Genomic DNA, 26,768 nt, shown 5'->3' with positions numbered 1-26,768 from the left:
ATGATCGTGTTTCGCTTTTGCCTTACCGCACTGACGGCAATCGGCGCCTTCGCGGCCACGCCCGCGGCGGCGCAGGTGGAATCGGAGGAAATCGTCGTCCTGGGCGATCTGGAATCCGCCGAGGACCTGCCCACCCAGACCAAGCCGGACACCAATCTCGCCCAGACGAGCCGGACGGCCGCGTCGGAATCGGCGCGGTTCATCCGCTGCACCGAGCTGCCCGAACCGGACGAGCTGCGCACCATCCTCGACACGCCGGTGAACCGGATCGCCGGCCAGCGCGCGCTGCACCGGTTCATCCGCACCCATTCGGGATGCTATGGCGGGCTGGACACGGTGGTCCGCCCCTCACCCTGGCTTGGCGTATGCAATCCGCAAGGCGCCCCCGGCGCGCCGCCAAAGAATGCCGACCAGATTTTCGTGGAAAGCAATCTGCCGGCGGAAATGCGCTCGATGCTGTCCGTCACGGGGCATCGTTCGGTGCGCATGAACGGTGATCTTTGTCGCGTCACCTTCGATCGCGGGGCGTTGTTCGAACTGGCGGTCGAGAAATATGGCGACGACATCACGTTGTCGCGGGGCCTGACCTTTCACCCGGTCATTCGCGAACGGTTCGAAACCCGGGAGATTCCGCGAAGCGAGAGCCGCTCGCCCACCGATCGCGAATTCTTCTATCGCGTGGCCTGCATGGTGCAGATCCGCCCCGAATACGGGCAGATGATGCTGCAGACCGAACCGGGATCGGAAACCGAAACGCGGCTGCGCCAGCTGCTGATCGGCTATGGCGCGCCCTGTGTCGGCTATGCCGAGGAAGTGGTTGCCGACGGCTCGCAGTTCCGCGCCTATGTCGCCGAGAGCGTTTACAGCTGGATGGTCGCGGTGCGGGGAACCGACAGTCTCGTCCCCTGACCATCGGGTGTCCGGGGGAGCCAGTGACGCAGGCTCCCGCGGACAAAAGGCGCAGACAAAAGGCGCCCAACGCAAAAGGGGAAGCGGCATCGCTGCCGCCTCCCCATGTCGCCGGACTTCGGCCGCGGCCCGGAAGGGCGCTGTGCGACCTGGTTTCGGCGGCCAGCTCCACGCCTCGCCTCCGCGGGGAGGCACTGGCGCTTCGCTTCCGGTCGTCGGGTCGGTCGGCACCGCTCGAAAGCAGTGCGTTCCGAACCCGGCGGCCTCTTCGGCTCCCGCCGAAGCGGTTTCCGAAGCCGGTCGGTGTCCCGCCCGGCATGCCCGAAGGCATGCAGTGCGGTTTCCCGACCACCCGGTTGCCGCGCGAACAGCCTCCGGGCCAGTCGCTTCCCCCGTTCCGCCCTGCCCGAAGGCCCGGCGGCGCGGCGTTGGCGACCTGTTCCGCGCCGCACGCAAGGCGCATCGCGGAACGGTTCGGACGGCGTTCGGTCGGGCCTTTCGCTGCCTCTCCGCTCACGCGGCCATGCAGCTTCCGGCGCCGCCCTTCGGCAGCGTCCTCGAATAGCGTTGGAAAGGGTTTCCAGATGGCACCACGATCCACCGATATCCGGCTAAAGATTTGATTTCGCTTTGGTTTCCCGCCGCTCCATCGCCTCTCTATGGAAGGAAGCTTGTCACGCGTTTCGAGTCGCGCAAAGGCAAAAATGGCGCCTCGAGCCTGTTGATAACGTGGATATCGGGGATAGTTTCGGCGGGGTCAGGCGCCCGGTTGCCAGTTCGGCGGGGCAAGCTCGAACCCGGCAAATTCGAAACCGGGAACGACGATGCAGCTCACCAGCGCCCAGCCATGCGCCGCATGCGCAGCCTGCCAGCGATTCGCCGGGATCAGCGCCTGGGGCGTGTAGCCGCCGAGAATATCCCCGCCAAGCGAAAAGGTCTCCCACGCCGTCCCCTCGGCATTGCCGAGATGCAGGTCGAGCGGGTGACCGGCATGCCACAGCCAGCTTTCATCGGCATCGACCCGATGCCAGTGCGATTTCTGGCCCGCTTCGAGCAGGAACAGGATCGCCGTTCCGCCCGCGCGAGCGCCCTGTGGCGCATCGGCGCGCCAGGTCTCGCGATACCAGCCGCCCTCGGGATGCGGCGCCAGTTCGAGCCGTTCGATAATCCTGCGCGCTTCGTCCATGTCGCTTCCCCTTTTGCCGGGCTGGCTAGGCGGTGGCCCCGATGCAATGCAAGCCCGCGACGCCCGCGCGATCCGCATCGATATAGAATTGCAATTGCGAGTCGTTCTCGATATCCAGCCGCTCGATCAGACAGGAAATTTTAACACCGATGCATGGCAACGCACCTTCGGCCAAAACCAAACCCGTGCGCAAACGCAGCCGGAAGGCCTTTTGGCTGAAGCAACTTCATACCTGGCACTGGATGAGTTCGGCAATCAGCCTGATCGGGCTGCTGCTGTTCGCATTTACCGGCATTACGCTCAATCACGCGGCCGATATCGAAGCGAGCCCCGCGATCGCCGAGCATGGCGCGACTCTGCCCGCGCCGCTGCTCGAACAGATCGCGGCGCAATCGGATGCCGCGGCGATCGCCGATGCCCATGACGGCCGCGCGCCGCTGCCCGCGCCGGTTCGCCGCTGGTTGGAAGGCAATCTGCCGATGGGCGCCAGCGGCGAAGCCGAATGGATGCCCGACGAAGTCTATCTGGCGCGGCCCCGCCCCGGCGGCGACGGCTGGATCGCGATCGATCGCGCAACCGGCGCCATCACCGCCGAGACCACCGATCGCGGCTGGATCGCCTATCTCAACGATCTGCACAAGGGCCGCAATGCCGGCTCCGCATGGGCTTGGTTCATCGATATCTTTGCCGTCGCCTGCTTCGTTTTCGCGCTGACCGGGCTGGTGCTGCTACAGCTCCACGCCCGCAATCGGCGCAGTACCTGGCCGCTGGTGGCCGCCGGGCTGGTGCTTCCCGCCCTTGTCGCGATTTTCCTGATTCATTGAGTGGAGACAGCCGCATGACGCAGCTTCGCATTACAGGCATCACCGCCGCCGCGCTGGGCGCCGGGGGCGTATTGGCCGGCCCCGCCGGGGCGCAGACGCTCGATCTTTCGATCGAAATCCCCCGGCTGCGCGTGGCCGAATATCATCGCCCCTATGTCGCGGTATGGCTGGAGAAGGAAGGCGCGACGCCGCGCACGCTTTCGGTCTGGTACGACGATGACATGCGCGGCAACGAAGGCACCAAGTGGCTGCGCGACCTGCGGCAGTTCTGGCGAACCGCCGGCCGTGCCATGTCCTTCCCCGCCGACGGCATTTCGAGCGCGACAAAAGCGCCGGGAACGCACCGGATGAGCTTCACCGGCGGCAACGGATCAATGCCCCGGCTTTCGCCCGGCAATTACACGCTGGTGATCGAGGCCGCCCGCGAAGTTGGCGGACGCGAGCTGATCCGGCTGCCCTTCACCTGGAACGGGTCGTCGACGGCCACAGCCAGCGCGCGGGGATCGAACGAACTCGGCGCCGTCAGCCTGACGATCCGCCGCTGAACCAACAGGAGTAACTGATATGCTGAAATCGCTGCGCCGGCCGGTCATTGCACTGGCCGCCATCGCCGCGCTTGCGGTGCCCGCCGCAGTGCAGGCGCACCGGGTGTGGATGATCGCCTCGTCGACCGTGCTTTCGGGCGATGAGGCCTGGGTGACGATCGATGCCGCCGTCGGCAACGAGCTGTTCTATTTCGACCATGTCGCGCTGCGCGGTGATTTCGCCGTGACCGCGCCCGACGGCAGCGCCGTCGAGGTCCAGAACGAACATACCGGCCGGCTGCGCACGACGTTCGACGCGCATCTGGAGCAGCAGGGCACCTATCGCGTGGCGATGGTGCGCGAAGGCGCGATGGGCAGCTATATGCTGAACGGCGAGCGCCAGCGCCTGCCGCGCGGGCTGAAGGCTGCCGAGGTTGCCGACGCACTGCCCGAAGGCGCCACCGACGTGCAGGTGATCGAGAACAATATCCGTACCGAGCTGTACGTCACGCTCGGCCAGCCCAGCGAGACCGTGTTCACGCCGACCGGCAAGGGCATCGAGCTGGTGCCGGTGACGCACCCCAACGATCTGTATGCCGGCGAGGAAGCGACCTTCCTGTTCCTGCTCAACGGCGAACCGGCGGCGAATATAGACGTGCTCGTCGTGCCCGGCGGCAGCCGCTATCGCGACAACCAGGGTCAGATGGACCTGACCACCGACGCCGAAGGCAAGGTGCGCATCACCTGGCCCGAAGCGGGCCGTTACTGGATCGAACTCGATCACGGCGGCCGCGGCGGTGCGCCGAGCGAGGATGGCGGACCGCGCAGCCGCGCGGCCTATACCGCCACCTTCGAGGTGCTGCCGCTATAACCGAGCCGCGCATCGCGATTCCGACGGACGTGTCTCCCGCCGCCCTTGCCCGGCGGCGGGCGGATGCCTCCGTCGAGACGTTTTCGGGTGAAACGATGGGCACCCGCTGGTCGGCGCGCATCGCCGCGCCCGAGGACGGGCTGTCGCAGGATACGCAGCGCGCGATCGAGCGCACCCTGGCCGGCGTGAATGCCGAAATGAGCCACTGGGATCGCGGGTCGGACATCAGCCGCGTCAATCACAGCCCGGTCTACGAATGGCAGCCGCTGCCGCCGGCCTTTTCGCATGTGCTGGGCGCGGCGATGGACGTCGCGCGGCGCAGCGGCGGCTCGTTCGATCCCGCGATGGGGCGGCTCTCGGATCTGTGGGGCTTTGGCCCCTCCGGCCCGCGCGAGGGCATTCCCGAGGATGCCGACATCGCCAAGGCGCTTGCCGCTTCGGGTGTTGCCGGCGTGGAATATGACAAGCCACTGCTGCGCGTGCGGCGCTCGCGGCCGGTCTGGTTCGATTTTTCGGGCATCGCGAAGGGCTATGCCGTCGATGCCCTTGCCGCTGCGCTGCGCGCGCTGGGCCTTACCGACTTCCTGGTCGAGATCGGCGGCGAGCTGGTCGGCGAGGGTATCCGCCCCGACGGCCAGCCCTGGTGGGTCGATATCGAAATGCCGCCCGATGTCGCCGTCGCCCCGCTGCGCGTGGCGCTGCACGGGATCGCCGTCGCGACTTCGGGGGACTATATGCGCAGCATCGAACATGACGGGCGTCGCTATGCGCACACGATCGATCCGCGCAGCGGCGCGCCGATCGACAGCGGCGTGCGATCGGTGACGGTGCTGCATCGCGAGTGCATGCTCGCCGACGCCTGGGCGACGGCGCTGACGGTTCTCGGTCCTGACGGAATGACCCTGGCCGAGCGGGAGTCCCTGGCGGTGCAGATGGTGATCGGGCGCGGAACGATGGTTTCCGAGCGGATTTCTCCCGCGCTGGAGGCGATGCTCAGCGACTGAGCCGCGCAACGCATTGCATCTTTTAATTGCGAATGACTTGCAAGAGCGACTTCTCCCAACTATGCGACTGCGAATCATAATCATCGCAGTCCTTTGAGGGGGAGAAATATGAGCAAGAGCAACCGGGGGGGCATCCGCAGCAGGAAGCGCTCGATCGAAGTCACGATGGGCATTTCGCTGGCCGCGATGGGCGTGCAGCACGCCGCCGCGCAGGATGCGCAGCCGCAGCAGCCGCAACCGCAGAGCGGGCGCGGTACGATCGTCGTTCATGGTGACGAGATCCTGACCCAGCTGAAATTCACGCAGCCGATCGCGGATACGCCGCAGACGATACAGATCATCGACAGCGAACTGTTCAACCAGCAGGGCGCCACCAGCCTTGCCGAAGCGCTGCGCAACAGCCCGGGCGTCGGCACCTTCTACGCCGGCGAGAACGGCAACACGACCACCGGCGACAATATCTCGATGCGCGGCTTCGACACCTCGAGCAGCATCTTCGTCGACGGCGTTCGCGACCTCGGCTCGATCTCGCGTGACATTTTCAACATCGAACAGATCGAAATCGAAAAGGGCCCGGCAGGCACCGACAACGGCCGTACCGCCCCTTCGGGCGCGATCAACCTCGTCAGCAAGCGCGCCTTTTCGCGCACCTATGTCGGCGGCATCATCTCCGCGGGCGTCGACGGCCAGACCCGCGCGACGGGCGACGTCAACGTGCCGCTGTCGGGCATGGCCGGCGGCGCGCTCCGCCTCAACGTGATGTGGCAGGACAGCGACGTTCCCGGTCGCGATCGCGTCAACAACAGCCGCATCGGCATCGCGCCGTCGCTCGGCCTCGGCCTGGGCAGCGATACGCGCGTCTATCTCAATCTTCTCTATGTCGATCAGGACAATGTGCCCGACGGCTATGTGCCCACGATCGGCCTGCCCGGCTGGGAACCGCAACCGGGCCTCGAGCCGCTTGTCGGTCATCCGGTCGATCCGACCAACTTCTATGGAACGCGCGCCGATCACGACGACGTAACGGCCAAGATGGCCACGCTGCAGGTCGAACATGATTTCTCGGACAGCGTGTCGCTGACCAATGTCGCGCGCTGGGGGATGACGGAGCAGGATTATCTGCTGACCGCATTCATGTCGACGGGCGGCAACATCAGCGCGACCGACCCCAGCGACCTGTCGACCTACACAATGGCGCGGAGCCTTCCCACGGTGAAGGACCAGCGCAATCTCATCCTTGCCGATCAGCTCAGCCTGCGCGCCGACTTCACGACCGGCGCGGTCGAACACAATCTCGTCGTCGGGGCAGAGATCGTGCATGAAAAGCAGACTTCCTATGGCGTTTCGCGTTCCGGCACGCTTCCCGATGCCAATCTCTATGATCCCGACTGGTCTGATACCGGCGACCTCAGCTGGGGCCGCGACGGATCGGAGCGCGAGGGCAGCACCGACACCCAGTCGCTCTATGTCTTCGACACGCTGAAGTTCCTTGACGACAAGCTGCTGGTGACGGGCGGTCTGCGTCTCGATTTCTACCAGACCGATTACGACGCCACCGCCGTGTGCAACGACGGCACCGGCCGCGGCGCGGTTTCCTGTGGCGGCGAACCGGTCGGGACGATCGTCGAGACCGCCGATCTCGATACCAGCGGCACGCTGTTCAACTGGAAGCTCGGCGCGGTGGTGAAGCCGATCCGCCCGCTCAGCCTCTATGTGAACTACGCCGTTTCGCAGCAGCCTCCGGGCGGCGATAATTTCAGCCTGAGCACGTCGACGCGCAGCGCCGACAATCCCAATCTCGACCCGCAGAAATCGGACACGATCGAAGCCGGCGTGAAGTGGCAGCTGTTCGGCGATCGCCTGCTCGCCACCGCCGCGATCTTCCGCACCACAGTGAGCAACGAGATCAACACCGACATCCTCGACGATTTCGGCAACCCCACCCAGACCGGCGAGAAGCGCGTCGAGGGCATCGAGCTGTCGATGGTCGGCAACATCACGCCCAACTGGTCGATTTCGGCCGGGTACAGCCATCTCGACACCAGCGTCGAGGAAGGTCCGCCCGTCACCAGCGACGGCACGCCCAACCTCACCTACACGCCCGATGACGCCTTCACGCTGTGGACCAGCTATCGCCTGCCGATGGGTCTGACGATCGGGGGCGGCGTGCGCCATACCGGCGGGATGCATCGCGGCACCGACGGCGCGGTGGGTACGCCGACCTATACCGAAAGCTGGACGACGGTCGATGCCGTCGCTTCCTATGCGGTTACCGACAATGTCACGCTGCGGGTGAACGCGTATAACCTGTTCGACGAGCGCTATGTCGTCTCGATCAACAAGAGCGGCTATCGCTATACCCCGGGCACGCCGCAAACCTTCCTGTTCAGCGCCGATTTCGGTTTTTGATTCAGGTCATTGCACTGGTGCGGCGGAAGGGAGACTTTCCGCCGCACGTCATTTCAGGCAATCGTCACCCGTATGCTGCTCCATATTCCCCGCATCCTGAGCCCCGAAAAGGCCGCCGAAATCCGGGGCCGTCTGGAAGCCGCCGACTGGGCCGACGGCCGCGAAACGGTTGGGCCGCAGGGCGCGCGGGTCAAGCGCAACCATCAGCTTCCCGATGCCTCGCCGCTGAAAGCGGAGCTGGGCCAGATGGTGCTCGACGCGTTGCAGGCTAGCCCGCTCTTCTTCGCCGCGGCGCTGCCGCTGCGCATCCTGCCACCGCGCTTCAATCGCTATACCGGCGGCGGGCAATATGGCTTTCACGTCGATGGATCGGTGATGCGACAGGCGGACGGATCGCACATCCGCTCGGACGTCTCCTGCACGCTCTTCCTCAACGATCCCGACGATTATGACGGTGGCGAGCTGATCATCGCCGACACCTATGGCGAGCATGAAGTGACGCTGCCCGCCGGCGACGCGCTCGTCTATCCTTCGTCCAGCCTTCACCGTGTCGCGCCGGTGACGCGCGGCGCGCGCATCGCTTCCTTCTTCTGGATCCAGAGCATGGTGCGCGACGATGCGCGGCGGCGGATGCTGTTCGAAATGGACACGTCGATCCAGAAGCTGATCGCCGATGGCGCCGATGAAGGCGCGACGCTGCAACTGACCGGCGTCTATCACAATCTGCTGCGCAGCTGGGCGGAAACCTAGGGCGCGCTCCGGTAGCAAGTCACAACAAGCTCCTCCCCTGGAAGGGGAGGGGGACCACCAGCGCAGCTGGTGGTGGAGGGGTACTAAGCGCGGGGCTTGCAGCTACTACCCCTCCACCGCCTGCGGCGGTCCCCCTCCCCCTCCGGGGGAGGAACTTGTCCGTCGCTCCGCCATCAACCAGCTGCGGATCGCACTCGCCAGATTGGGCGGCTCCTCCGCGCCGATGCGGGCATGGTCGATCGCCGCGATCAATGCGTTGAGCGGCAGCGCGCGCTCGGCCGCAGCCGCTTCCAGCGCGTCCCAGAAAATCGGTTCCAGGCTGATCGACGTCGGATGCCCGGCAATCGTCACCGATCGCTTGACCGGCCCGGCAAAGCCCCCCGGCGGCGGTTCGACCTTCACGCCCGCCGCCCGTGAGGCTCAGTCATCGTCGAACAGGCCGGCAAGCTGCTCCATCATCGTGCCGGCAAGCTGTTCGGCATCCATGATCGTCACCGCCTTTTGATAATAACGTGTCACGTCGTGCCCGATACCGATGGCGACGAGCTTCACCGGCGAGCGCTGTTCGATCCAGCCGATCACCTGGCGCAGATGCCGTTCGAGATAGGCGCCCGAATTGACCGACAGCGTCGAATCGTCGACCGGCGCGCCGTCCGAGATCACCATCAGCAGCTTGCGGTCCTCGGGCCGTGCGATAATCCGGCCATGCGCCCAGAGCAGCGCCTCGCCGTCGATATTCTCCTTGAGCAGCCCCTCGCGCATCATCAGCCCGAGCGACTTCTTGGCGCGCCGCCACGGCTCGTCGGCCTGTTTGTAGACGATGTGGCGCAGATCATTGAGCCGGCCGGGCTGCGGCGGGCGCCCGTCGGCGAGCCACGCCTCGCGGCTCTGGCCGCCCTTCCACGCGCGTGTGGTGAAGCCGAGAATTTCGACCTTCACGCCGACGCGTTCGAGCGTGCGCGCGAGAATATCGGCGCTGATCGCGGCGATCGAGATCGGCCGTCCGCGCATCGATCCCGAATTGTCGATCAGCAGCGTGACGACGGTATCGCGAAACTCGGTATCGCGCTCGACCTTGTAGCTGAGCGACTGCATCGGATTGACGACGACGCGCGCCAGCCGCGCGGCATCGAGCAACCCTTCCTCCTGATCGAAATCCCAGCTGCGGTTCTGCTGCGCCATCAGCCGGCGCTGGAGCCGGTTGGCGAGCTTGGTCACCGCGCCCTGCAGATGCGTCATCTGCTGGTCGAGATAGCTGCGCAGCCGGTCGAGCTCCTCATTCTCGCACAGATCCGTCGCGGCAATCACTTCATCGAATTTGGTCGTATAGGGCTGATATTCGAATTGCGGCGGCAGGTCCGACCAGGGTCGGTTGGGCCGCACCGGCATCATGCCGTCCTCGCCCTCGTCGCCGCTGTCGCCATCGGCTTCGTCCAGGCCTTCTTCCTGCTGCTGCTCCTCGCCTTCGCCCTGATCGCCTTCGGATTCGCTCTGCTCGCCGCGCGCGTCGACATCGCCTTCGCCGGCGTCGGATTCGCTTTCGCCCTGTTCCTCGCCTTCGTCTTCCTGGTCTTCGGTGCCTTCGTCGTCGTTGCCGCCCTCTTCGTCGTCATCGGGCAGCATCTCGCCTTCGGTCAGCTCGAGATCCTCGAGCATCTTCGAAGCGAACTGAGCGAAGGTTTCCTGATCGTCGATCGCGAGCGCGAGCGAATCGAGATCGGCCCCGGCGCGATCCTCGATCCAGTCGGAAACCAGCGCGAGCCCCGGCGCGGCGGTGGCGGGCGCGGACTTGCCGGTCAGCCGCTCGCGCACCATCAGGCCGATCGCCGTCGACAGCGGCACTTCATCGCGCGTGCGTGCCCGCGCGATCGGATCGGAGCGCAGCCGCATTTCGAGCGAATGTTCGAGATTGGCCGCGATCCCGGCATAGCCGCGCGACCCCAGCGCCTCGACACGCGCGGTCTCGACCGCATCGAACACCGATCGCGCCACTGCCTCGCGCGGGGCGCCCTTCAGATGCATGCCGCTGTCGTGCAGCCGCGCGCGTAGCGCGAAGCTGTCGGCAAAACCACGCGCCTCGGCCACCTGATCGGCGGGCAGGCTGCGGCCGGGCATCGGCACCTTGATCTGCTTGCCCGACTGCGCCGGCGCGTCGGCCGTGAAGCTCAGCTCGACTTCGGCGTCGTTGGACAGCGCGCGCGCGGTGCCCGCGAGCACGTTGCGCAATCTTTCGGTGGGAGTCTCGTTCGCCATTGTTCCTGCATGGTGGCTGTGTCTGCGATGTCAACGCCGGGCGCCGCCGCGCCGGGCGAAAAAGCGGCGGACTAACCTAATCGTAAGCCCCTTCCCGCATCCTCCTCGCCCGGTTCGCAACGGGGAAAGCGCATGAACACCGCTCGCCAAATCGCACTGGCCGCCGCGCTGGCGCTGGCTTCAGGCCTGCCGACGCATGCCGCCGCGGCGCCTGTCGGCGCGGAGAGCGCCGCATCGGAATCCGGTGACGCCGCCGCCGCAGAGGCGCAGGAGCCGGCCTATGCCAACTGGATCAGCCTGGCGATGCTTGCCGCAGCCGGGTTCGCGCTGTGGTACACGATGCGACGCGATCGGCACGCCAGGTCGCCCAGGCGCGACGGCGACGATCCCTTGGCCGACGAAAGCTTCGAAGCCCGCGTCGCGCGCAAGATCGAAGCGCTCGGCACCGAAGAGGAGCCGATCAGGCGCCCGCCGCCCGGCAGCTTCGGCCGCCGGGGGCGCTGAAACCTTACGCCTCGGCCTTGGCGGTCACGCTTTCGGGCAGGTCAGTGCCGAACACGCGCTGATAATATTCCGCCACCAGCGGCCGCTCGGCCTCGTCGCACTTGTTGAGGAACGACAGGCGGAAGGCAAAGCCGACATCGCCGAAGATCAACGCGTTCTGCGCCCAGGTGAGCACGGTACGCGGGCTCATCACGGTCGAGATGTCGCCGTTGATGAAGCCCTTGCGCGTGAGGTCGGCGACGCGGACCATGTTCTCCACCGTCTCCTTGCCGCCCGGCTTGTCATATTCGCCCGATTTGGCGAGCACGATCTGCGCCTCGGTGGCGGCGGGCAGGTAATTCAGGTTCACCACGATGTTCCAGCGGTCCATCTGGCCCTGATTGATCTGCTGCGTGCCGTGATAGAGGCCGCTTGTATCGCCCAGACCCACCGTGTTGGCGGTCGCGAACAGGCGGAACCAGGGGTTCGGCCGGATCACGCGATTCTGGTCGAGCAACGTCAGCTTGCCTTCGGTTTCCAGAACGCGCTGAATCACGAACATCACGTCGGGGCGGCCCGCATCATATTCGTCGAAGACAAGCGCGGTCGGCGTCTGCAACGCCCAGGGGAGCAGGCCTTCGCGGAATTCGGTGACCTGCACCCCGTCCTTGAGCACGATCGCGTCGCGGCCGATCAGGTCGATACGGCTGATATGCGCGTCGAGATTGATGCGGATGCACGGCCAGTTGAGCCGCGCGGCGACCTGTTCGATGTGCGAGGATTTGCCGGTGCCATGATAGCCCTGGATCATCACGCGGCGATTGAACGCGAAGCCCGCCAGGATCGCCATCGTCGTGTCGGGATCGAAGACATAGGCGGGATCGAGATCGGGCACGCGTTCGTCGGCCTCGCTGAACGCCGGTACTTCCATGTCGGAATCGATGCCGAACACGTCGCGCGCCTTCACCATCTTGTCGGGCGCGTCGAGGACGGTCGTCTCGCGGCTGTCGGGCTGGGTGTTGGGGATATCGCTCATTCTGTTCAGGTCCGCTCGTGTTTCGGCCCTTCACCTAGGCGCTGGCGGCGCTTGCTGCAACGCAAGAGGCGCGATCAGTCGTTGATGAAGGCCGGCAGGCGGAAACAATCGACGAACGCCTGTGCGCGATCGATGTCGCCCGTAACGCGCACCAGCCCGGCGGGAACCGTGACGGCAAGCGGCTCGGGGCCGTAGAAGACGGGCTTGAAGCCGTCGGTATCGCCTTCGAAAAGGATTTCCGCCCCGGCCGCATCGTCGCGCCGTACCGAGAGCATCGCATCGGCGATAACCGCACGAAACGGCTCGCCGCCGACCCGGAAGCTCAGACCCATGCCCTCCAGCGCAGCGGCGCGGCCGCGATCCATCATCGTGCGCAGCGACAGCATGAAGGCGGTGTTGCTCAGCGGCAGCGTCACATCATGCAGCGGCGACCCCGCCACCCAGCGGCTCAGCGCGAAGATCGGTTCTTCTGCGGCATAGCCCCAGCGCGTGAGCTCATAGACCTGCACGCCCGGATGATCGGCCAGCAGCTTCCGCCGCAGCATCCCGGCTTTTTCGAGCCCCTCGAGCCGCTGCGTCAGCACATTGGCGCTGATTCCCGGCAGCGCGGCACGCACTTCGCCGAACCGGCGCGGCCCGAGCAGCAATTCGCGGATGATCAGCAGCGACCAGCGCTCGCCCACCAGATCCATCGCCAGCGCCGTCCCGCATGCGTCCCGATACCAGCGTTTCGGCTTGCCCAGATCGTAATCAGTTATTTTTTCTAACTCCATAGTTGCTTTTACTAACTATTGGTCGCATCACCTGCAATCAGTGATTCGCCGGACAGCGCAGCCTCCGTTTCCGCAATCGCCTGAGGAGAAACGCCATGTATATCGACGGAATCATCCTGCCCGTGCCCGAAGGCAACGAAGCCGCCTACAAGGAAATGGCAGCGCGCATCGATCCGATGTTCATCGAACATGGCGCGCTTCAGGTGGTCGAAGGCTGGGGCGACGACATCGCCAGGGGCGAACATACCGATTTCTTCAAGGCAGTCGCCGCGGAGGAAGGCGAGAATGTCGTCTTCTCCTGGATCCTCTGGCCCTCGAAGGAAGCGCGCGACGCGGGCTGGGCGAAAATCATGGAGGACGATCGTATGAATAACCCCGGCGAAATGCCCTTCGACGGCAAGCGCATGTTCTGGGGCGGCTTCGACGGCTTCCTCGACATCAAGTCCGCATAGGAGACGACGCCATGTCGGATGATCAGGGCGCCTTCATCTGGTACGAACTGATGACGCCGGACCTTACGGGCGCGCGCGCCTTCTATCAGGAAGTGATGGGGTGGGCCGTGCCCGAACAGGGCCATCCGCCGGTGGATTATCGCGAAATCGCCGCGCCCGACGGCGAAATGGTCGGCGGGATGCTGCCGCTCTCTCCCGAAATGCTGTCAGGTGGCGCGAAACCCGGCTGGTACGGCTATGTCTGTGTCGACGATGTCGATGTCGAGATCGCCGAGCTCAAGGCCGCGGGCGGGACGGTGTTCATGGACCAGACCATGCCCGATGTCGGCCGCATCGCAATGGTCGCCGATCCGCAGGGCGTGCCGCTCTATCTGATGAAGCCGATCCCGCCCGCCGACCGCCCCGATGCCAAGAGCACCGCCTTCGCGCCCGATAGGGTCGGCCATATCGCCTGGAATGAGCTGGTGACGCCCGATCCGGCGGCGGCGAAAAGCTGGTATCTCGAGCGCTTCGGCTGGACGGTCAGCGGCGCGATGCCGATGGGACCGAGCGGCGACTATGAATTTCTGGCCCGAGGTGACGCTGCTATCGGCGCGATGATGCGGACGCCCGAAGCGGGTATTTCGCGGTGGAATTTCTACTGGAATGTCGGCGCTATCGACGCAGCGAAGGACCGGCTCGAAGCCGCCGGCGGCGCGGTGCGCAACGGCCCGCACGAAGTGCCGGGCGGCGATTTCGTCATCGAGGCACGCGATCCGCAGGGTGTCGATTTCGGCATGGTCGGAAAGCGTCACTGAACGCCGCGAGCAGACACCCGACTCGAGGTCGCGACCGATGGCGAAACCTCCAATAGCCGGAATTTCCAGCAAAATCGTCGGCTATTGGACATTTGTATAAAAATCTTTCTCTTTTCAGTCCGAAGCTTAGCGGATTTGCGGCAGCGCAATGTGCGCGACCCTATGGCCTCGCGGCGTGCATCGCGATATGCGGCGCCCGACCACGTGGAATTTCGGGAGTAGAGTATGAAGACGCGCGCCGCGGTCGCCTTTGAAGCCAAGAAGCCGCTCGAAATCGTCGAACTCGACCTTGAGGGGCCGAAGGAAGGCGAGGTTCTGGCCGAGATCATGGCAACGGGCATCTGCCACACCGACGCCTATACGCTCGACGGGTTCGACAGCGAGGGCATCTTCCCCAGCGTGCTCGGCCATGAAGGCGCCGGCATCGTACGCGAAGTCGGCCCGGGCGTCACCAGCGTGAAGCCCGGCGACCATGTCATCCCGCTCTACACACCCGAATGCCGCAAATGTAAGTCGTGCCTCTCGGGCAAGACCAACCTGTGCACCGCGATCCGCGCGACCCAGGGCAAGGGGCTGATGCCCGACGGCACCACGCGCTTTTCCTACAAGGGCCAGCCCATCTACCATTATATGGGCTGCTCGACCTTCTCGAACTTCACCGTGCTGCCCGACATCGCCGTCGCCAAGATCCGCGAAGACGCGCCGTTCCAGACGAGCTGCTATGTCGGCTGCGGCGTGACGACGGGCGTCGGCGCGGTGGTCAACACCGCCAAGGTGCAGGTCGGCGACAAGGTCGTCGTCTTCGGTCTCGGCGGCATCGGCCTCAATGTCATCCAGGGCGCCAAGATGGTCGGCGCGGACATGATCATCGGCGTCGACATCAATCCCGAGCGTGAGGAATGGGGCCGCAAGTTCGGCATGACGCACTTCCTCAACACGCGTGGAATGAGCCGTGACGAGATCGTCGCCAAGATCGTCGAAATGACCGATGGCGGCGCCGACTATACGTTCGACGCAACCGGCAATACCGAAGTGATGCGTACCGCACTCGAGGCCTGCCATCGCGGCTGGGGCGAAAGCGTCATCATCGGCGTCGCCGAGGCGGGCAAGGAAATCGCGACGCGCCCGTTCCAGCTGGTCACCGGCCGGGTTTGGAAGGGCACGGCGTTCGGCGGCGCCAAGGGCCGGACCGACGTGCCCAAGATCGTCGACTGGTACATGAACGGCAAGATCGCCATCGACCCGATGATCACCCATGTCCTCAGCCTCGAGGAGATCAACAAGGGCTTCGATCTGATGCACAAGGGCGAGAGCATCCGCTCGGTCGTGGTGTACTGAACGCAGATCGATCACCCTCATCCTCCCGGCGCTGCGCGCCTCCCTCCCTCTCCCCTCGGGAGAGGGACGAGACGCCGAAGGCGGCGCAGGGTGAGGGCGAACAAACACCGAAAGGCGCGCTAATGTTCAGCCACGTCCATCTCGGCAGCAACGATGTCGAACGATCCAAGCGTTTCTACGACGCGCTGATGGACGCGCTGGGCGGGGCGAAAAGCTGGAAGGACCCCGAGCGCAATCGCTGGTTCTGGGCGCGCGAGGGCAGCACGCTGATCGTCGGCGAGCCGCTGGACGAGCAACCGGCGGAGACGGGCAATGGCGTCACCGTGGGCTTCACCGTCACCGGGCCCGAACAGGGCGATGCCTGGATGCGCGCGGGCCTCGCCAATGGCGGCACGGCGATCGAGGACCCGCCCGGATATCGTGACAAGGGCGAGCGCGGGCAAATCTATCTCGCCTATCTGCGCGATCCCGACGGCAACAAGCTCTGCGCCTTCCACGTCAAGCCGCAATGACCGGCACCGAATGGATCCTGACGCTCACCTGCGCCGACCGGGTGGGCATCGTCGCGGGAGTCAGCGGGGTGCTCGCCGCGCGCGACGGGTTCATTCTCGACAGCCAGCAATATGCCGATCTCGACACCGGCCGCTTCTTCCTGCGCATCGCGTTTCAGCCCGGCGGCCCGAAATTTCCCGGTGACGAAGCGGCGTTGCGCGAAGCCTTCGCGCCCGTCGCCGCCGAATTCGATCTCGACTGGTCGTTGACCCGCGCCGACGCCCGTCCCCGGGCCATCGTCGCAGTGTCAAAAGGCTCGCATTGCCTCGCCGACCTGCTCCACCGCCGCGCCGCCAACGCGCTGTCGATGGACATCGCGGCGGTGGTTTCGAACCATGAAACGCTGCGGCCGATGGTCGAATGGCACGGCCTGCCCTTCCATTATCTGCCGGTCACGGGCGGCAATCGCGCCGAGCAGGAAGCCGCGATCCTCGCCCTGATCGACGCGGCCGGCGCCGACTATCTGATCCTCGCCCGCTACATGCAGATATTGTCGGCGGATTTCGCAGATCGGCTGGCGGGCCGCTGCATCAACATCCATCACAGCTTCCTCCCCGGCTTCAAGGGCGCCCGCCCCTATCACCGCGCGCATGAGCGCGGCGTGAAACTGATCGGGGCGACCGCGCATTTCGTCACCAGCGACCTCGACGAAGGGCCGATCATCGAACAGGCGGTGGAGCGCGTCGATCACCGCGCCGGTGTCGACGACATGATCCGCATCGGCCGCGATATCGAGGCGCAGGTGCTCGCGCGCGCAGTGGACGCCGTCGGCGCGCGGCGGGTGTTTCTGAACGGCGGCAAGACAGTGGTGTTCCGATGAGCCTCGAAACCGTTTCGACCAACAAGTCCTTCGGCGGCCGCCAAGGCGTGTACAAGCACGCATCGACCGCGACCGGCACCGACATGACCTTCTCGGTCTATGTCCCGCCGCACGAGGACGGCGCGAAGCTGCCACTGCTCTGGTATCTTTCGGGCCTCACCTGCACCCATGCCAATGTCACCGAAAAGGGCGAGTTTCGCCAGGCATGCGCCGAACATGGCGTGATCTTCGTCGCGCCGGACACCTCGCCGCGCGGCGACGACGTTCCCGATGAAGACGCCTATGATTTCGGCAAGGGCGCCGGCTTCTATGTCGACGCGACCGAGGAACCGTGGCGCGCCAATTACCGGATGCGCAGCTATATCGAGGACGAATTGCCCGCGCTGATCGCCGCCGAATTGCCGATGGCGGACATGGGCCGCCAGGCGATCACCGGCCATTCGATGGGCGGGCACGGCGCGCTCACCATCGCGCTGCGCAATGCCGGGCGCTTCCGCAGCGTCTCCGCCTTCGCGCCGATCGCCGCGCCGCTGCAATGCCCCTGGGGCGAAAAGGCGCTGACCGGCTATCTCGGCGCAGACCGCAAGGAATGGCGGCAATATGACGCCTGCGCGCTGATCGACGACGGCGCGACCGTGCCGGAGATTCTGGTCGATCAGGGCCTCGCCGACAATTTCCTGACCGAACAGCTCAAGCCCGAATTGCTCGAGCAAGCCTGCGAACGCGCGCAGATCGATCTGACGCTGCGCCGCCAGCCGGGCTACGACCACAGCTATTATTTCATCTCGACCTTTCTGGGCGAACACATCGCCTGGCATGCCGAGCGGCTGAAGGGCTAGCCAGCTTTCCGTTGGGTTCGAGCAGCTTCGAGCGAAGTCGAGAAGCGCCCGTCGAGAACCGGTTCTCGACAAGCTCGAACCAAACGGATGCTAGATAAATGCCGGCGCGCTCTTGAGCTGCTGATAGGCGCTGATCACTTGCTGCAGCCGCGCCTCATGGCTGCGGTCGCCGCCGTTGCGATCGGGGTGGAAGCGCCGCACCAGTTCCGAGTAGCGTTTGCGCAGCGCATGGCGGTCGGCATCCTTGTCGAGCCCCAGCGTCTTCAGCGCGCTGCGATCCTGCGGACTGAGCGGGCGGCCATCCTTGCGTTCGCCGCGCTGCTCCATATTCGCCATCCTGTCCTTGAACCGCGCGCCGATCGCATCGAGCGGATCGTCGAAATCGGCCCAGCGCGGCGGACGGTCCGCGCCGCCGGTCGAGGCGAAGGCCCGCGTCTCGCGCTGCCAGCCGGAAAAGGGCCGCTGCGCGTCGTGGATTTCCTCGGCGGTCATTCCGGCGAAATAGTTATAGCCCGAATTGAACGCGCGAACATGGTCGAGGCACAGCCAGCGATAGGCACCCGGCCCGTCCGAAGCGCCGCCCGCGCCTTCGGCGGGAGGCGCGCGAAACTCGCCCGGTTCGTCACAACCCGGGATCGCGCACAGCCGCCCCTTTGAATCCATCCTTCCGTGAAAACGGCTTCTTGGCCGCTCTTTCTTCGGTTGGCCTTCCGCCACGCGACACCTTTGCAAAAACGCCCTATATAGGCGCGATGAACAGCATCGCTACCGGCCCCGTGGCCGAGAAAATCGCACAGCGGCTGACTCAGGCGCTGACCCCCACCAGCCTTGCCGTGATCAACGACAGCGCGCAGCATCGTGGCCATATGGGCGATGACGGATCGGGCGAAAGCCACTTCACCGTCGAAGTCGTCAGCCCCATTTTCGAAGGCAAGAATCGCGTCGCGCGCCAGCGGCTGGTCAATCAGGCGCTTGCCGATCTGCTCGTCGACGAAATTCACGCGCTCGCCATCCGCGCCCGCGCGCCCGGGGAAAACGCCGGTGTATAATCTCTGGTACTGGCCGGGCATTCAGGGCCGCGGCGAATTCGTCCGTCTGCCACTCGAGGCGGCCGGGATCGACTATCGCGACTGCGCGCGCGAGCTTGGTGCCGAAGCGCTGGTGGCCGACATGGGCACTTATGACTGCCGTCCGCCCTTCGCGCCGCCCTATCTGGAAATGAATGGCATGGCGCTGGCGCAGGTCGCCGCCATCCTGCTGTTCCTCGGCGAACGGCACCAGCTCGCACCGTCGAACATGGGGGATCGCCTATGGCTGCACGAGGTGCAGCTCACCGTCACCGATTTTGTCGCCGAAGTGCATCAGGTGCATCACCCGGTCGGTACCGGCCGCTATTACGAGGACCAGAAGCCGGAGGCGCTGCGCATCGCCGAGGAGTTTCGCGAAGAACGCATGCCCAAATTTCTCGGCTGGTTCGAAAATGCCGCCGGCTGCCATCCCGGTGACTGGCTGATCGACCATCACTGGACCTATGCCGATTGCTCGATGTTCCAGTTGATCGAGGGGCTGCGCTACATGTTCCCGCGCCGGATGAAGACGCTCGAAGCCGATATTCCCGCATTGCTGCGCATTCATGGGCTGGTCGCCGAGATCGAAGGCATCCGCCGCTACTGCGCCAGCGATCGCCGTCTGCCGTTCAACACCGACGGCATCTTCCGGCACTATCCCGAACTCGACGGCGAATGACCGAACGGGCACCCCGCCCCGCCGCGCGCATATTGCTGCTCGACCCGGAGGAGCGCGTGCTGCTGTTCCGCTTCACCGCCGAAGATCGTCCGCCCTTCTGGTGCACGCCGGGCGGCGCGGTCGATCCCGGCGAGACCTACACCGACGCCGCGCGCCGCGAATTGTTCGAGGAATGCGGCATGCGCTACGATTGCGGCCCTGAAGTCGCCCGACGTGTCGTGGAATTCACGACGCTCGAGCACGTCCCCGTGCTTGCGGACGAACGCTATTTCCTCGTCCGCGCGCAGGGCACCGAGATCGATACCGCCAACCATACGGAACTCGAACGTCGCGTCATGCGTGAATGGCGCTGGTTCGATCGCCAGGAAATCGACGACTGGCACGAAGCCATCTTTCCCGAGGACCTGCGCGATATGCTGGAGGCAATGGCATGAGCGACGACGACGCGATCATTCAGACGATTACCCCCACCACCCATGATCTGGGCGGATTCAAGGTGCATCGCACGCTGCCCTCCCGCCCGCGCACGATGGTCGGCCCCTTCGTCTTCTTCGATCAGATGGGCCCCGCGCATCTCGAGGTCGGCAACGGCATCGACGTGCGCCCGCATCCGCATATCAATCTCGCCACCGTCACCTATCTGTTCGACGGCGCGATCGACCATCGCGATTCGCTCGGCACCTTCGCGCGGATCGAGCCGGGCGCAGTCAATCTGATGACCGCCGGGCGCGGCATCGTCCATAGCGAACGCTCGCCCGGCGACGAGCGTGAGAAGGGCCCGGCGCTGTCGGGCATCCAGACCTGGCTCGCGCTGCCCGAAGCCGACGAGGAGCGCGATCCGGCATTCGAGCATGTCGCCGCGCCCGATCTGCCGATGCTCTCCGATTCGGGTGCGCGCGCGCGGGTGATCATGGGCAGCCTGTGGGGCATTTCCGCGCCGACCACCTGCTATGCCGACACCATCTATGCCGACATCATGCTGATGGCGAACGGGGCGATCCCGATCGATGCCGAAGCCGAAGAGCGCGCGCTATACGTCGCGGTCGGCGATGCCAGCCTGGACGGAATGCCGCTGGAGCAGAAGACACTCTACGTACTGCGGCCCGGCACGACCGGCTCGCTGACGTCGCAACGCGGCGGCCGCGTGATGTTCTGCGGCGGCGAGGCCTTTGCCGAGCCACGCCACGTCTGGTGGAATTTCGTCTCCTCGCGCCGCGACCGCATCGAACAGGCAAAAGCTGACTGGAAGGCAGGCAATTTCCCGCTCGTCCCCGACGACGACAAGGAATTCATCCCTATCCCCGAGGTTCCGAAAACCGTAAGCTATCCCTGAAACCCAGGGCGCCAGACCGGGAAGGGGCAGAGGATGAAAGCGTTCAACCTGCAGCGCGTCGATTTGCCGACGGGCGTTTCACTCGACGTCGCGGTAGAGGGCGACCCGGCGAACCCGCCGGTGATCCTGCTGCACGGCTTTCCCGAATCGCATCGCACCTGGCGGGACATCATCCCCGATCTGGCGCGCGACCATCATGTAATCGCCCCCGACCAGCGCGGCTATGCCCGCTCGTCCAAACCCGAAGGCGTGGCGAAATACGCGCCGCAGGAGATTCTCGCCGATCTGATCGCGCTCGCCGATCATTTCGGCATCGGCAAGTTCACCCTCGTCGGCCATGACTGGGGCGGCGCGATCGCGTGGATGGCGGCGATATTGCGCCCCGACCGCGTCGAACGGCTGGTCATCCTCAACGCGCCGCACCCGGTGGTCTTCCAGCAGACGCTGATCACCGACAAGGATCAGCGCGCCGCGAGCCAGTATATGCGCGCCTTCCGCAGCGAAGGTTTCGAAAACGCAATTGATGCGCGCGGGATGCTCAGCTTTTTCGAGCGCAATTTCGCCGCGCATATTCCGGTGCCGATCCCGGAGGAAGAAAAGGCCATATACCTCGACCAGTGGACGCAGCCCGGCGCGCTTTCCGCAATGCTCAACTGGTATCGCGCCAGCAGCATCGAAGTGCCGCCGGTCGAGGCGGAAATCGACAAGCCCACCTTCCCGATCCCCGAACTCCCGCCGATCGCCATGCCTACCCTGGTCGTCTGGGGGATGAAGGATCCGGCGCTGCTTCCCTGCCAGCTCGATGGGCTGGAGGCGCATGTGCGCGATCTCACCATCGTGCGGGTCGCCGAAGCGGGGCATTTCATTCCGTGGGAAAGGCCCGATGCAGTGATCGCGGCGCTGCGCGGCTGGTTCGCCGAACAGCCCGCCCCGGCAGGCGCCTGACGCCGTCATGGCCAGCGGGGCGTCTTCGCGGCTGAGCAATCCGGGAAGTAATCGTGTTGCGCTCTCGACGGGTGTCACGTTGAATGTCGCGGCGTTCGGCGACCCCACGATGCCCGCAGTGATCCTGCTCCACGGATTTCCCGAAAGCCATCGCAGCTGGCGCCACCAGATGCTCGCGCTGGGGCTCAATCATTTCGTCGTCGCTCCCGATCAGCGCGGCTTCGGCAAGTCCTCCAAGCCCGAGGGCGTGGAAGCCTATGAAGTCGCGCCGCTGATGCAGGACGTGATCGCGCTCGCCGATGCGCTGGAGATTCGCGAATTCACGGTGATCGGCCATGATTTCGGAGGATCGCTGGCCTGGGCCCTGGCGCTACGCTTTCCCGAGCGGGTACGGCGCCTGGTCACGATCAACGGCCCGCATCCGCTGATCATGCAACGCAAGCTGATCGAGGATGCCGATCAGCGGGCCGCATCGCAGCATATGCGCCGCTTTCGTGAAATGGCGCTGCATGGCGATCCCGATCGGGCAGAGCTCGAAGCCTTCTTCCAGGATCTTCTCGTCAATCATCTGCGCGCGCAGGTTTCGGATGCCGAGCGCGAACGCTATCTCGCCGAATGGAGCGAGCCGGGACGGATGACGGCGATGCTCCACTGGTATCGCGCGGCACGCATGGCAGTGCCACGTCCCGGCGAACGGGCCGATCGACCGCGATGGATCGACGGGCCGTTTCCGCTGATATCGCAACCCACGCTGGTTTTGTGGGGCATGCGCGACCGCGGGTTGCTGCCCTGTCTGCTCGACGGCCTGGAGCACCTCGCTCCCGATCTTTCGGTGATCCGCATCCCGGAGGCCGGGCATTTCCCGCAATGGGAAACGCCCGAAGCGGTTACGCGCGCGCTCACCGGCTGGCTCAAGCGCAGGCCCCCTCGACCCTACAAGGCATAAGGATATCGGCGCGGCCTGCGCTCACGGCGTGTTGCGCCTGCCGCGCCCCCCAAGTAAAGCCCCGCTGCCCATGACCGATCCGATCATCCTCGCCGTGCCCAAGGGGCGCATATTGGAAGAAGCGCTGCCGCTGCTCGCGCGCGTCGGCATCGTCCCCGAACCCGATTTCGGCGACAAGAACAGCCGCGCGTTGCGGTTCAGGACGAATCTCCCCGAAATCGATCTGATCCGGGTGCGCGCGTTCGACGTCGCAACCTTCGTCGCGCACGGCGCCGCGCAGCTCGGCATCGTCGGGTCGGACGTACTTGCCGAATTCGATTATTCGGAGTTGTACGCGCCGGTCGATCTCGGCATCGGCCATTGCCGCATCTCGGTCGCCGAACCCGCCGACATGGCGGCAAAGGACGACCCGCGCGGCTGGAGCCATGTCCGCATCGCGACCAAATATCCGCACATCACCCAGCGTCATTTCGCGGCGCGCGGCGTGCAGGCCGAATGCGTCAAGCTGAACGGCGCGATGGAGCTGGCGCCCAAGCTGGGCCTCGCCCCGCGCATCGTCGACCTGGTGTCCTCGGGGCGCACGCTCAAGGAAAACGGCCTCGCCGAAGTCGAAGTGATCGCCGAAGTAACCTCGCGCCTGATCGTCAATCGCGCGGCGTTCAAGACGCGCGCGGCCGAAGTCGTCCCGCTGGTCGACGGTTTCCGCAAGGCCGCAGAAGGCGCGGCGGCGTGAGTCTGTCCGGCACCAAAACTACCCTCCCCTCCCTCTTGAGGGAGGGGATAAAGGGGTGGGTGAAGCAAAGGCGGGGCTCGACGCCCCGGCTTTGCTTGTGGCCACGGGCGGAACGCGCCTTGCGGCGCGCTACCCGCCCCCTGCCCCTCCCTAATAGGGAGGGGAGGCAGTGATCCGCCTCGACAGCACTACCCCCGACTTCGCCGACGCCTTTACCGCGCTGGTCAACGCCCGCCGCGAAGCCGATGAAGACGTCGCGCGCGACGTCGCCGCGATCATCGCCCGTGTCCGTTCGGAAGGCGACGCCGCGCTTGCCGATCTGACGCGCAGGTTCGACGGGCACGATCCCGACGCAAGCGGCTGGCGCATCGACTCCGCCGCCTGCAGGGCCGCGTTCGACGCGCTCGATCCCGACCTGCGCGAAGCACTCGAACTCGCCGCCACGCGCATCCGCGCCTATCACGAAGCCCAACGCCCGGCGGACAGCGACACCACCGATGCGCAGGGCATCCGCCTCGGCGCGCGCTGGCGCGCGGTCGATGCCGCAGGCGTCTATGTCCCCGGCGGGCGCGCCGCCTATCCCTCCTCGGTGCTGATGAACGCCATCCCCGCCAGGGTCGCGGGAGTCGAGCGGCTCGTCATGGTGACGCCGACGCCGAAGGGCGAGACCAACGGCCTTGTCCTCGCCGCCGCGCATCTTGCCGGCGTCGACGAAATCTGGCGCGTTGGCGGGGCGCAGGCCGTCGCCGCGCTCGCCTATGGCACCGATCGCATCGCCCCGGTCGATGTCGTCACCGGCCCCGGCAACGCCTGGGTCGCCGAGGCCAAGCGCCAGCTCTACGGCGTCGTTGGCATCGACATGGTCGCGGGGCCGAGCGAAATCGTCGTCGTCGCCGACGGCGCCAACGACCCGGAATGGATCGCCGCCGACCTGCTCAGCCAGGCCGAGCATGACCCGACCAGCCAGTCGATCCTGTTCACCGACGACCCCGCCTTCGCTGACGCCGTGGCGCAGGCCCTCGAGGCGCAGATCGAAACGCTTGCGACGGGACGGACCGCGCGGACGAGCTGGGACGCCAACGGCGCGATTATCCGCGTCCCCGCCCTCGCCGACGCGATGCCACTGGTCGATCGCCTCGCGCCGGAACATCTCGAACTCGCCTGCGACGATCCCGAGGCGCTGTTCGGCCAGGTGCGCCACGCCGGGTCGGTGTTCCTCGGCCGCCACACGCCCGAAGCGGTCGGCGATTATGTCGCCGGGCCGAACCATGTCCTGCCCACCGGCCGCCGCGCGCGCTTCGCCTCGGGGCTGTCGGTGCTCGACTATATGAAGCGCACCAGCTTCCTCGCGCTCGATGCCGACGGGCTTGCCGCGATCGGCCCCGCTGCCGTCGCGCTGGCAGGCGCGGAAGGTCTTCCGGCGCACGCCCGGTCGGTCGCGCTTCGCCTGAAGCGCTAAAGGCGTTCCGACGGCGGCATTGCCGTCGCCCCTGTTTGACGCTCGGCCAATGGCTCCCCATCTTTAGATGTTCGTGACGAACAGGAGGAGAGCCGCATGGCCGGCGGATGGGCGCGCGACGGCGCGGTACAGGACCAGATCGACGATACGGTGAGCGATGCCGTGTCCGAAGCACGCGCGCGCATGCCGACCGGCGAGAGCCTTGAATATTGCGCGCTGTGCGGCGAGGATATTCCCGAAAAGCGGCGCCAGGCGCTGCCGGGGGTGCGGCTGTGCATCGATTGCCAGTCCGAACGCGACCGGACCCAGGGCGGATCGGGCATTAATCGCCGCGCGAGCAAGGACAGTCTGCTGCGTTAAGCGCCTTTCGCTTTGCCTTTCGGCCGGGCCGCCTCTATCTGGCCCCGATCATGCCAAGTAACACTGCCAAGACCCGATCCAAGGCCCGCGCCGCCGCGCGGCTTGCCGCCGTGCAGGCGCTCTATCAGCAGGAGATGGAGGGCACGCCGCTGCCCAAGCTGCTGACCGAGTTTCATCAGCATCGCCTCGGCGCGGTCATCGAGGACGTTGAATATGCCGAGGCCGACGCGAATTTCTTCGACGATCTCGTCACTGGCGTCGATGCGCGCCGCGAGGAAATCGATGCGCTGGTTTCGGCCAAGCTGTCCGAAGGCTGGTCGATCGAGCGGCTCGACAAGCCGATGCGCCAGATCCTGCGCGCCGGCGCCTATGAGCTGATCGCGCGCGCCGATGTACCCACCGGGGCGGTGATCAACGAATATCTCGATGTGACCGATGCCTTTTACGACCGCCGCGAAAAGGGCTTCGTCAACGGCCTGCTCGATGCCGTCGCGAAAGAGGCGCGCAAATAATGCACGAAGCCGAATTCATCGAAGCGCTGCGTACGCTGCCCATGCACCCGGCCGCGCGCGGGCTGGTCGACGACAGCGCCGTGCTGGTCGACGGGCGCGTGCTCACCACTGACATGATCGTCGAAGGTGTGCATTTCCTGCCCGACGACACGCCCGCCGATGTCGCGTGGAAGCTGCTGGCGGTGAACCTGTCCGATCTCGCCGCCAAGGGCGCAAAGCCCGAAGGCGTCCTGATCGGCTATATGCTGTCCCCCGACGAAGCGTGGAACCGCGCCTTTGTCGAAGGGCTGGGCGAAGCGCTGCGCCATTATTCGGTGCCGCTGCTCGGCGGCGACACGGTTTCCGCGCCGGGCGACATGCCGCGCAGCCTCTCGCTCACCGCGCTCGGCAAGAGCGTGCGCGCGCCGCATCGCGACGGAGCACAGGCGGGCAATGCGCTGTGGGTCACCGGCACGCTGGGCGATGCCGGCGCGGGCCTTGCCATCGCGAAGGGCGGAACCGGCCCGGCGGCGCTGGTCGAACGCTATCGCCGCCCGATGCCACGCGTCGCCGAGGGGCAGGCGCTGGCGCGGCAGGTCCATGCAATGATGGATGTTTCGGACGGGTTGCTGATCGATGCCGCGCGCATGGCGGCGGCAAGCGGCGTTGCCGTCACCATCGACATCGCCACGCTGCCGCTTTCGCCCGAACTGGTCGGTTTCGTCGGCGACGGGCGCGAGGCACGGCTGGAAGCGGCGACGGCGGGCGACGATTACGAACTGCTCTTCGCGCTGCCCGACGGCGCCATGCCGGCGGTTCCGGCGACGCGTGTCGGCGTCTTCTCGGCGGGCGAAGGGCTTTCGCTGGTCGAAGGCGAGGATAATGTGCCGATGCCCGAACATCTGGGATTCGAGCACGGCTGAGCCCGCTCAGGA

The 26,768-nt window shown here is 65.8% G+C and carries 32 protein-coding genes; 25 read left to right on the top strand and 7 right to left on the bottom strand.

Features of this window, described 5'->3' with window-relative positions; all coding sequences use genetic code 11:
• Window positions 1-909 carry a hypothetical protein gene (locus tag G5C33_RS04990; protein ID WP_165326208.1) on the top strand — a complete coding sequence of 303 codons (909 nt, stop codon included), beginning with the start codon at window positions 1-3 and terminating at the stop codon, window positions 907-909.
• A 757-nt stretch (window positions 910-1,666) separates the two neighbouring features.
• Here the strand turns inward: G5C33_RS04990 and G5C33_RS04985 are convergent.
• The gene (locus G5C33_RS04985) at window positions 1,667-2,095 is read right to left on the bottom strand and encodes a cupin domain-containing protein (RefSeq protein ID WP_165326207.1); all 429 of its coding nucleotides are present in this window, start codon (window positions 2,093-2,095) and stop codon (window positions 1,667-1,669) included.
• Window positions 2,096-2,120: 25 nt separating this feature from the next.
• Window positions 2,121-2,276, bottom strand: coding sequence for a hypothetical protein (locus G5C33_RS04980; protein WP_165325321.1), 156 nt, complete (start codon window positions 2,274-2,276; stop codon window positions 2,121-2,123).
• On the opposite strand from G5C33_RS04980, the gene G5C33_RS04975 reads away from it, so the two are divergent.
• The 6 genes from G5C33_RS04975 (at window position 2,245) to G5C33_RS04950 (ending at window position 8,477) form a co-directional block, all read left to right on the top strand.
• Entirely contained in the window at window positions 2,245-2,919 is a 675-nt protein-coding gene (locus tag G5C33_RS04975; RefSeq protein ID WP_165326206.1) for a PepSY-associated TM helix domain-containing protein, read from the top strand. The genes G5C33_RS04980 and G5C33_RS04975 overlap by 32 nt on opposite strands.
• 14 nt (window positions 2,920-2,933) lie before the next feature.
• Complete coding sequence (locus G5C33_RS04970) at window positions 2,934-3,464, top strand: DUF2271 domain-containing protein (RefSeq protein WP_165326205.1); 531 nt, start codon at window positions 2,934-2,936, stop codon at window positions 3,462-3,464.
• Between the two features lie 19 nt (window positions 3,465-3,483).
• Window positions 3,484-4,314, top strand: coding sequence for a DUF4198 domain-containing protein (locus G5C33_RS04965; protein ID WP_165326204.1), 831 nt, complete (start codon window positions 3,484-3,486; stop codon window positions 4,312-4,314).
• Window positions 4,315-4,343: 29 nt separating this feature from the next.
• A complete protein-coding gene (locus G5C33_RS04960; protein WP_323126181.1) occupies window positions 4,344-5,318 on the top strand; it encodes an FAD:protein FMN transferase in 975 nt (324 codons plus the stop codon).
• Window positions 5,319-5,426: 108 nt separating this feature from the next.
• Window positions 5,427-7,727: a catecholate siderophore receptor Fiu gene (locus G5C33_RS04955; protein ID WP_165326203.1), complete on the top strand. Its 2,301-nt coding sequence runs from the start codon at window positions 5,427-5,429 to the stop codon at window positions 7,725-7,727.
• Between the two features lie 72 nt (window positions 7,728-7,799).
• Window positions 7,800-8,477 (top strand): Fe2+-dependent dioxygenase, encoded by a 678-nt coding sequence (locus tag G5C33_RS04950; RefSeq protein WP_165326202.1) that lies wholly within the window; start codon window positions 7,800-7,802, stop codon window positions 8,475-8,477.
• A 105-nt stretch (window positions 8,478-8,582) separates the two neighbouring features.
• Here G5C33_RS04950 and G5C33_RS04945 read toward each other — a convergent pair whose 3' ends face one another.
• Both G5C33_RS04945 and cobT read right to left on the bottom strand, forming a co-directional pair.
• Window positions 8,583-8,879, bottom strand: coding sequence for a ribbon-helix-helix domain-containing protein (locus tag G5C33_RS04945; protein ID WP_165326201.1), 297 nt, complete (start codon window positions 8,877-8,879; stop codon window positions 8,583-8,585).
• A gap of 18 nt (window positions 8,880-8,897) precedes the next feature.
• On the bottom strand, window positions 8,898-10,730 hold the full coding sequence (cobT, locus tag G5C33_RS04940; RefSeq protein ID WP_165326200.1) for a cobaltochelatase subunit CobT: 1,833 nt from the start codon (window positions 10,728-10,730) through the stop codon (window positions 8,898-8,900).
• 132 nt (window positions 10,731-10,862) lie between these two features.
• Between cobT and G5C33_RS04935 the strand changes: the two genes are divergently transcribed.
• Window positions 10,863-11,234 (top strand): hypothetical protein, encoded by a 372-nt coding sequence (locus G5C33_RS04935; RefSeq protein WP_165326199.1) that lies wholly within the window; start codon window positions 10,863-10,865, stop codon window positions 11,232-11,234.
• Window positions 11,235-11,238: 4 nt separating this feature from the next.
• On the opposite strand, the gene cobS is transcribed toward G5C33_RS04935, so the two are convergent.
• Both cobS and G5C33_RS04925 read right to left on the bottom strand, forming a co-directional pair.
• Window positions 11,239-12,249, bottom strand: a complete 1,011-nt coding sequence (gene cobS, locus G5C33_RS04930) for a cobaltochelatase subunit CobS (RefSeq protein ID WP_165326198.1) — start codon at window positions 12,247-12,249, stop codon at window positions 11,239-11,241.
• Between the two features lie 74 nt (window positions 12,250-12,323).
• Entirely contained in the window at window positions 12,324-13,022 is a 699-nt protein-coding gene (locus tag G5C33_RS04925; protein ID WP_165326197.1) for a winged helix-turn-helix transcriptional regulator, read from the bottom strand.
• Window positions 13,023-13,117: 95 nt separating this feature from the next.
• Between G5C33_RS04925 and G5C33_RS04920 the strand changes: the two genes are divergently transcribed.
• The 6 genes from G5C33_RS04920 (at window position 13,118) to fghA (ending at window position 17,820) form a co-directional block, all read left to right on the top strand.
• Entirely contained in the window at window positions 13,118-13,474 is a 357-nt protein-coding gene (locus G5C33_RS04920; protein WP_165326196.1) for a DUF1428 domain-containing protein, read from the top strand.
• Window positions 13,475-13,485: 11 nt separating this feature from the next.
• Window positions 13,486-14,271, top strand: coding sequence for a VOC family protein (locus tag G5C33_RS04915; protein ID WP_165326195.1), 786 nt, complete (start codon window positions 13,486-13,488; stop codon window positions 14,269-14,271).
• A 225-nt stretch (window positions 14,272-14,496) separates the two neighbouring features.
• On the top strand, window positions 14,497-15,609 hold the full coding sequence (locus G5C33_RS04910) for an S-(hydroxymethyl)glutathione dehydrogenase/class III alcohol dehydrogenase (RefSeq protein WP_165326194.1): 1,113 nt from the start codon (window positions 14,497-14,499) through the stop codon (window positions 15,607-15,609).
• Window positions 15,610-15,731: 122 nt separating this feature from the next.
• Window positions 15,732-16,121, top strand: a complete 390-nt coding sequence (locus G5C33_RS04905) for a VOC family protein (RefSeq protein ID WP_165326193.1) — start codon at window positions 15,732-15,734, stop codon at window positions 16,119-16,121.
• Window positions 16,118-16,981: a formyltetrahydrofolate deformylase gene (gene purU / locus G5C33_RS04900; RefSeq protein WP_165326192.1), complete on the top strand. Its 864-nt coding sequence runs from the start codon at window positions 16,118-16,120 to the stop codon at window positions 16,979-16,981. The genes G5C33_RS04905 and purU overlap by 4 nt, the downstream gene beginning before the upstream one ends.
• Complete coding sequence (gene fghA / locus G5C33_RS04895) at window positions 16,978-17,820, top strand: S-formylglutathione hydrolase (RefSeq protein WP_165326191.1); 843 nt, start codon at window positions 16,978-16,980, stop codon at window positions 17,818-17,820. Before purU ends, fghA begins: the two co-directional genes overlap by 4 nt.
• Before the next feature lie 90 nt (window positions 17,821-17,910).
• Here the strand turns inward: fghA and G5C33_RS04890 are convergent, their stop codons facing one another.
• Window positions 17,911-18,483 (bottom strand): J domain-containing protein, encoded by a 573-nt coding sequence (locus tag G5C33_RS04890; protein WP_165326190.1) that lies wholly within the window; start codon window positions 18,481-18,483, stop codon window positions 17,911-17,913.
• 89 nt (window positions 18,484-18,572) lie between these two features.
• On the opposite strand from G5C33_RS04890, the gene G5C33_RS04885 reads away from it, so the two are divergent.
• The 11 genes from G5C33_RS04885 (at window position 18,573) to thiL (ending at window position 26,756) form a co-directional block, all read left to right on the top strand.
• A complete protein-coding gene (locus G5C33_RS04885; protein WP_165326189.1) occupies window positions 18,573-18,869 on the top strand; it encodes a BolA family protein in 297 nt (98 codons plus the stop codon).
• Entirely contained in the window at window positions 18,862-19,566 is a 705-nt protein-coding gene (locus G5C33_RS04880; RefSeq protein WP_165326188.1) for a glutathione S-transferase, read from the top strand. Before G5C33_RS04885 ends, G5C33_RS04880 begins: the two co-directional genes overlap by 8 nt.
• Window positions 19,563-20,000, top strand: coding sequence for an NUDIX hydrolase (locus G5C33_RS04875; RefSeq protein ID WP_165326187.1), 438 nt, complete (start codon window positions 19,563-19,565; stop codon window positions 19,998-20,000). Before G5C33_RS04880 ends, G5C33_RS04875 begins: the two co-directional genes overlap by 4 nt.
• Entirely contained in the window at window positions 19,997-20,899 is a 903-nt protein-coding gene (locus G5C33_RS04870) for a pirin family protein (RefSeq protein ID WP_165326186.1), read from the top strand. The genes G5C33_RS04875 and G5C33_RS04870 overlap by 4 nt, the downstream gene beginning before the upstream one ends.
• 33 nt (window positions 20,900-20,932) lie before the next feature.
• The gene (locus G5C33_RS04865; RefSeq protein WP_165326185.1) at window positions 20,933-21,844 is read left to right on the top strand and encodes an alpha/beta fold hydrolase; all 912 of its coding nucleotides are present in this window, start codon (window positions 20,933-20,935) and stop codon (window positions 21,842-21,844) included.
• Between the two features lie 7 nt (window positions 21,845-21,851).
• The gene (locus G5C33_RS04860; protein ID WP_165326184.1) at window positions 21,852-22,790 is read left to right on the top strand and encodes an alpha/beta fold hydrolase; all 939 of its coding nucleotides are present in this window, start codon (window positions 21,852-21,854) and stop codon (window positions 22,788-22,790) included.
• A 70-nt stretch (window positions 22,791-22,860) separates the two neighbouring features.
• Window positions 22,861-23,523, top strand: a complete 663-nt coding sequence (hisG, locus tag G5C33_RS04855) for an ATP phosphoribosyltransferase (RefSeq protein WP_165326183.1) — start codon at window positions 22,861-22,863, stop codon at window positions 23,521-23,523.
• A gap of 169 nt (window positions 23,524-23,692) precedes the next feature.
• Window positions 23,693-24,982, top strand: a complete 1,290-nt coding sequence (gene hisD / locus G5C33_RS04850; protein ID WP_165326182.1) for a histidinol dehydrogenase — start codon at window positions 23,693-23,695, stop codon at window positions 24,980-24,982.
• A 96-nt stretch (window positions 24,983-25,078) separates the two neighbouring features.
• Window positions 25,079-25,342, top strand: a complete 264-nt coding sequence (locus G5C33_RS04845; protein ID WP_165326181.1) for a DksA/TraR family C4-type zinc finger protein — start codon at window positions 25,079-25,081, stop codon at window positions 25,340-25,342.
• 50 nt (window positions 25,343-25,392) lie between these two features.
• A complete protein-coding gene (gene nusB / locus G5C33_RS04840) occupies window positions 25,393-25,854 on the top strand; it encodes a transcription antitermination factor NusB (RefSeq protein ID WP_165326180.1) in 462 nt (153 codons plus the stop codon).
• A complete protein-coding gene (thiL, locus tag G5C33_RS04835) occupies window positions 25,854-26,756 on the top strand; it encodes a thiamine-phosphate kinase (protein ID WP_165326179.1) in 903 nt (300 codons plus the stop codon). Before nusB ends, thiL begins: the two co-directional genes overlap by 1 nt.
• The last annotated feature ends 12 nt before the right edge of the window (window positions 26,757-26,768 follow it).

The organism is Sphingosinithalassobacter tenebrarum (assembly GCF_011057975.1).
Classification (GTDB): domain Bacteria; phylum Pseudomonadota; class Alphaproteobacteria; order Sphingomonadales; family Sphingomonadaceae; genus Sphingomonas; species Sphingomonas tenebrarum.
The sequence above is the reverse complement of the archived record's forward strand: the minus strand, read 5'-3'. Positions and strand labels throughout refer to the sequence as shown.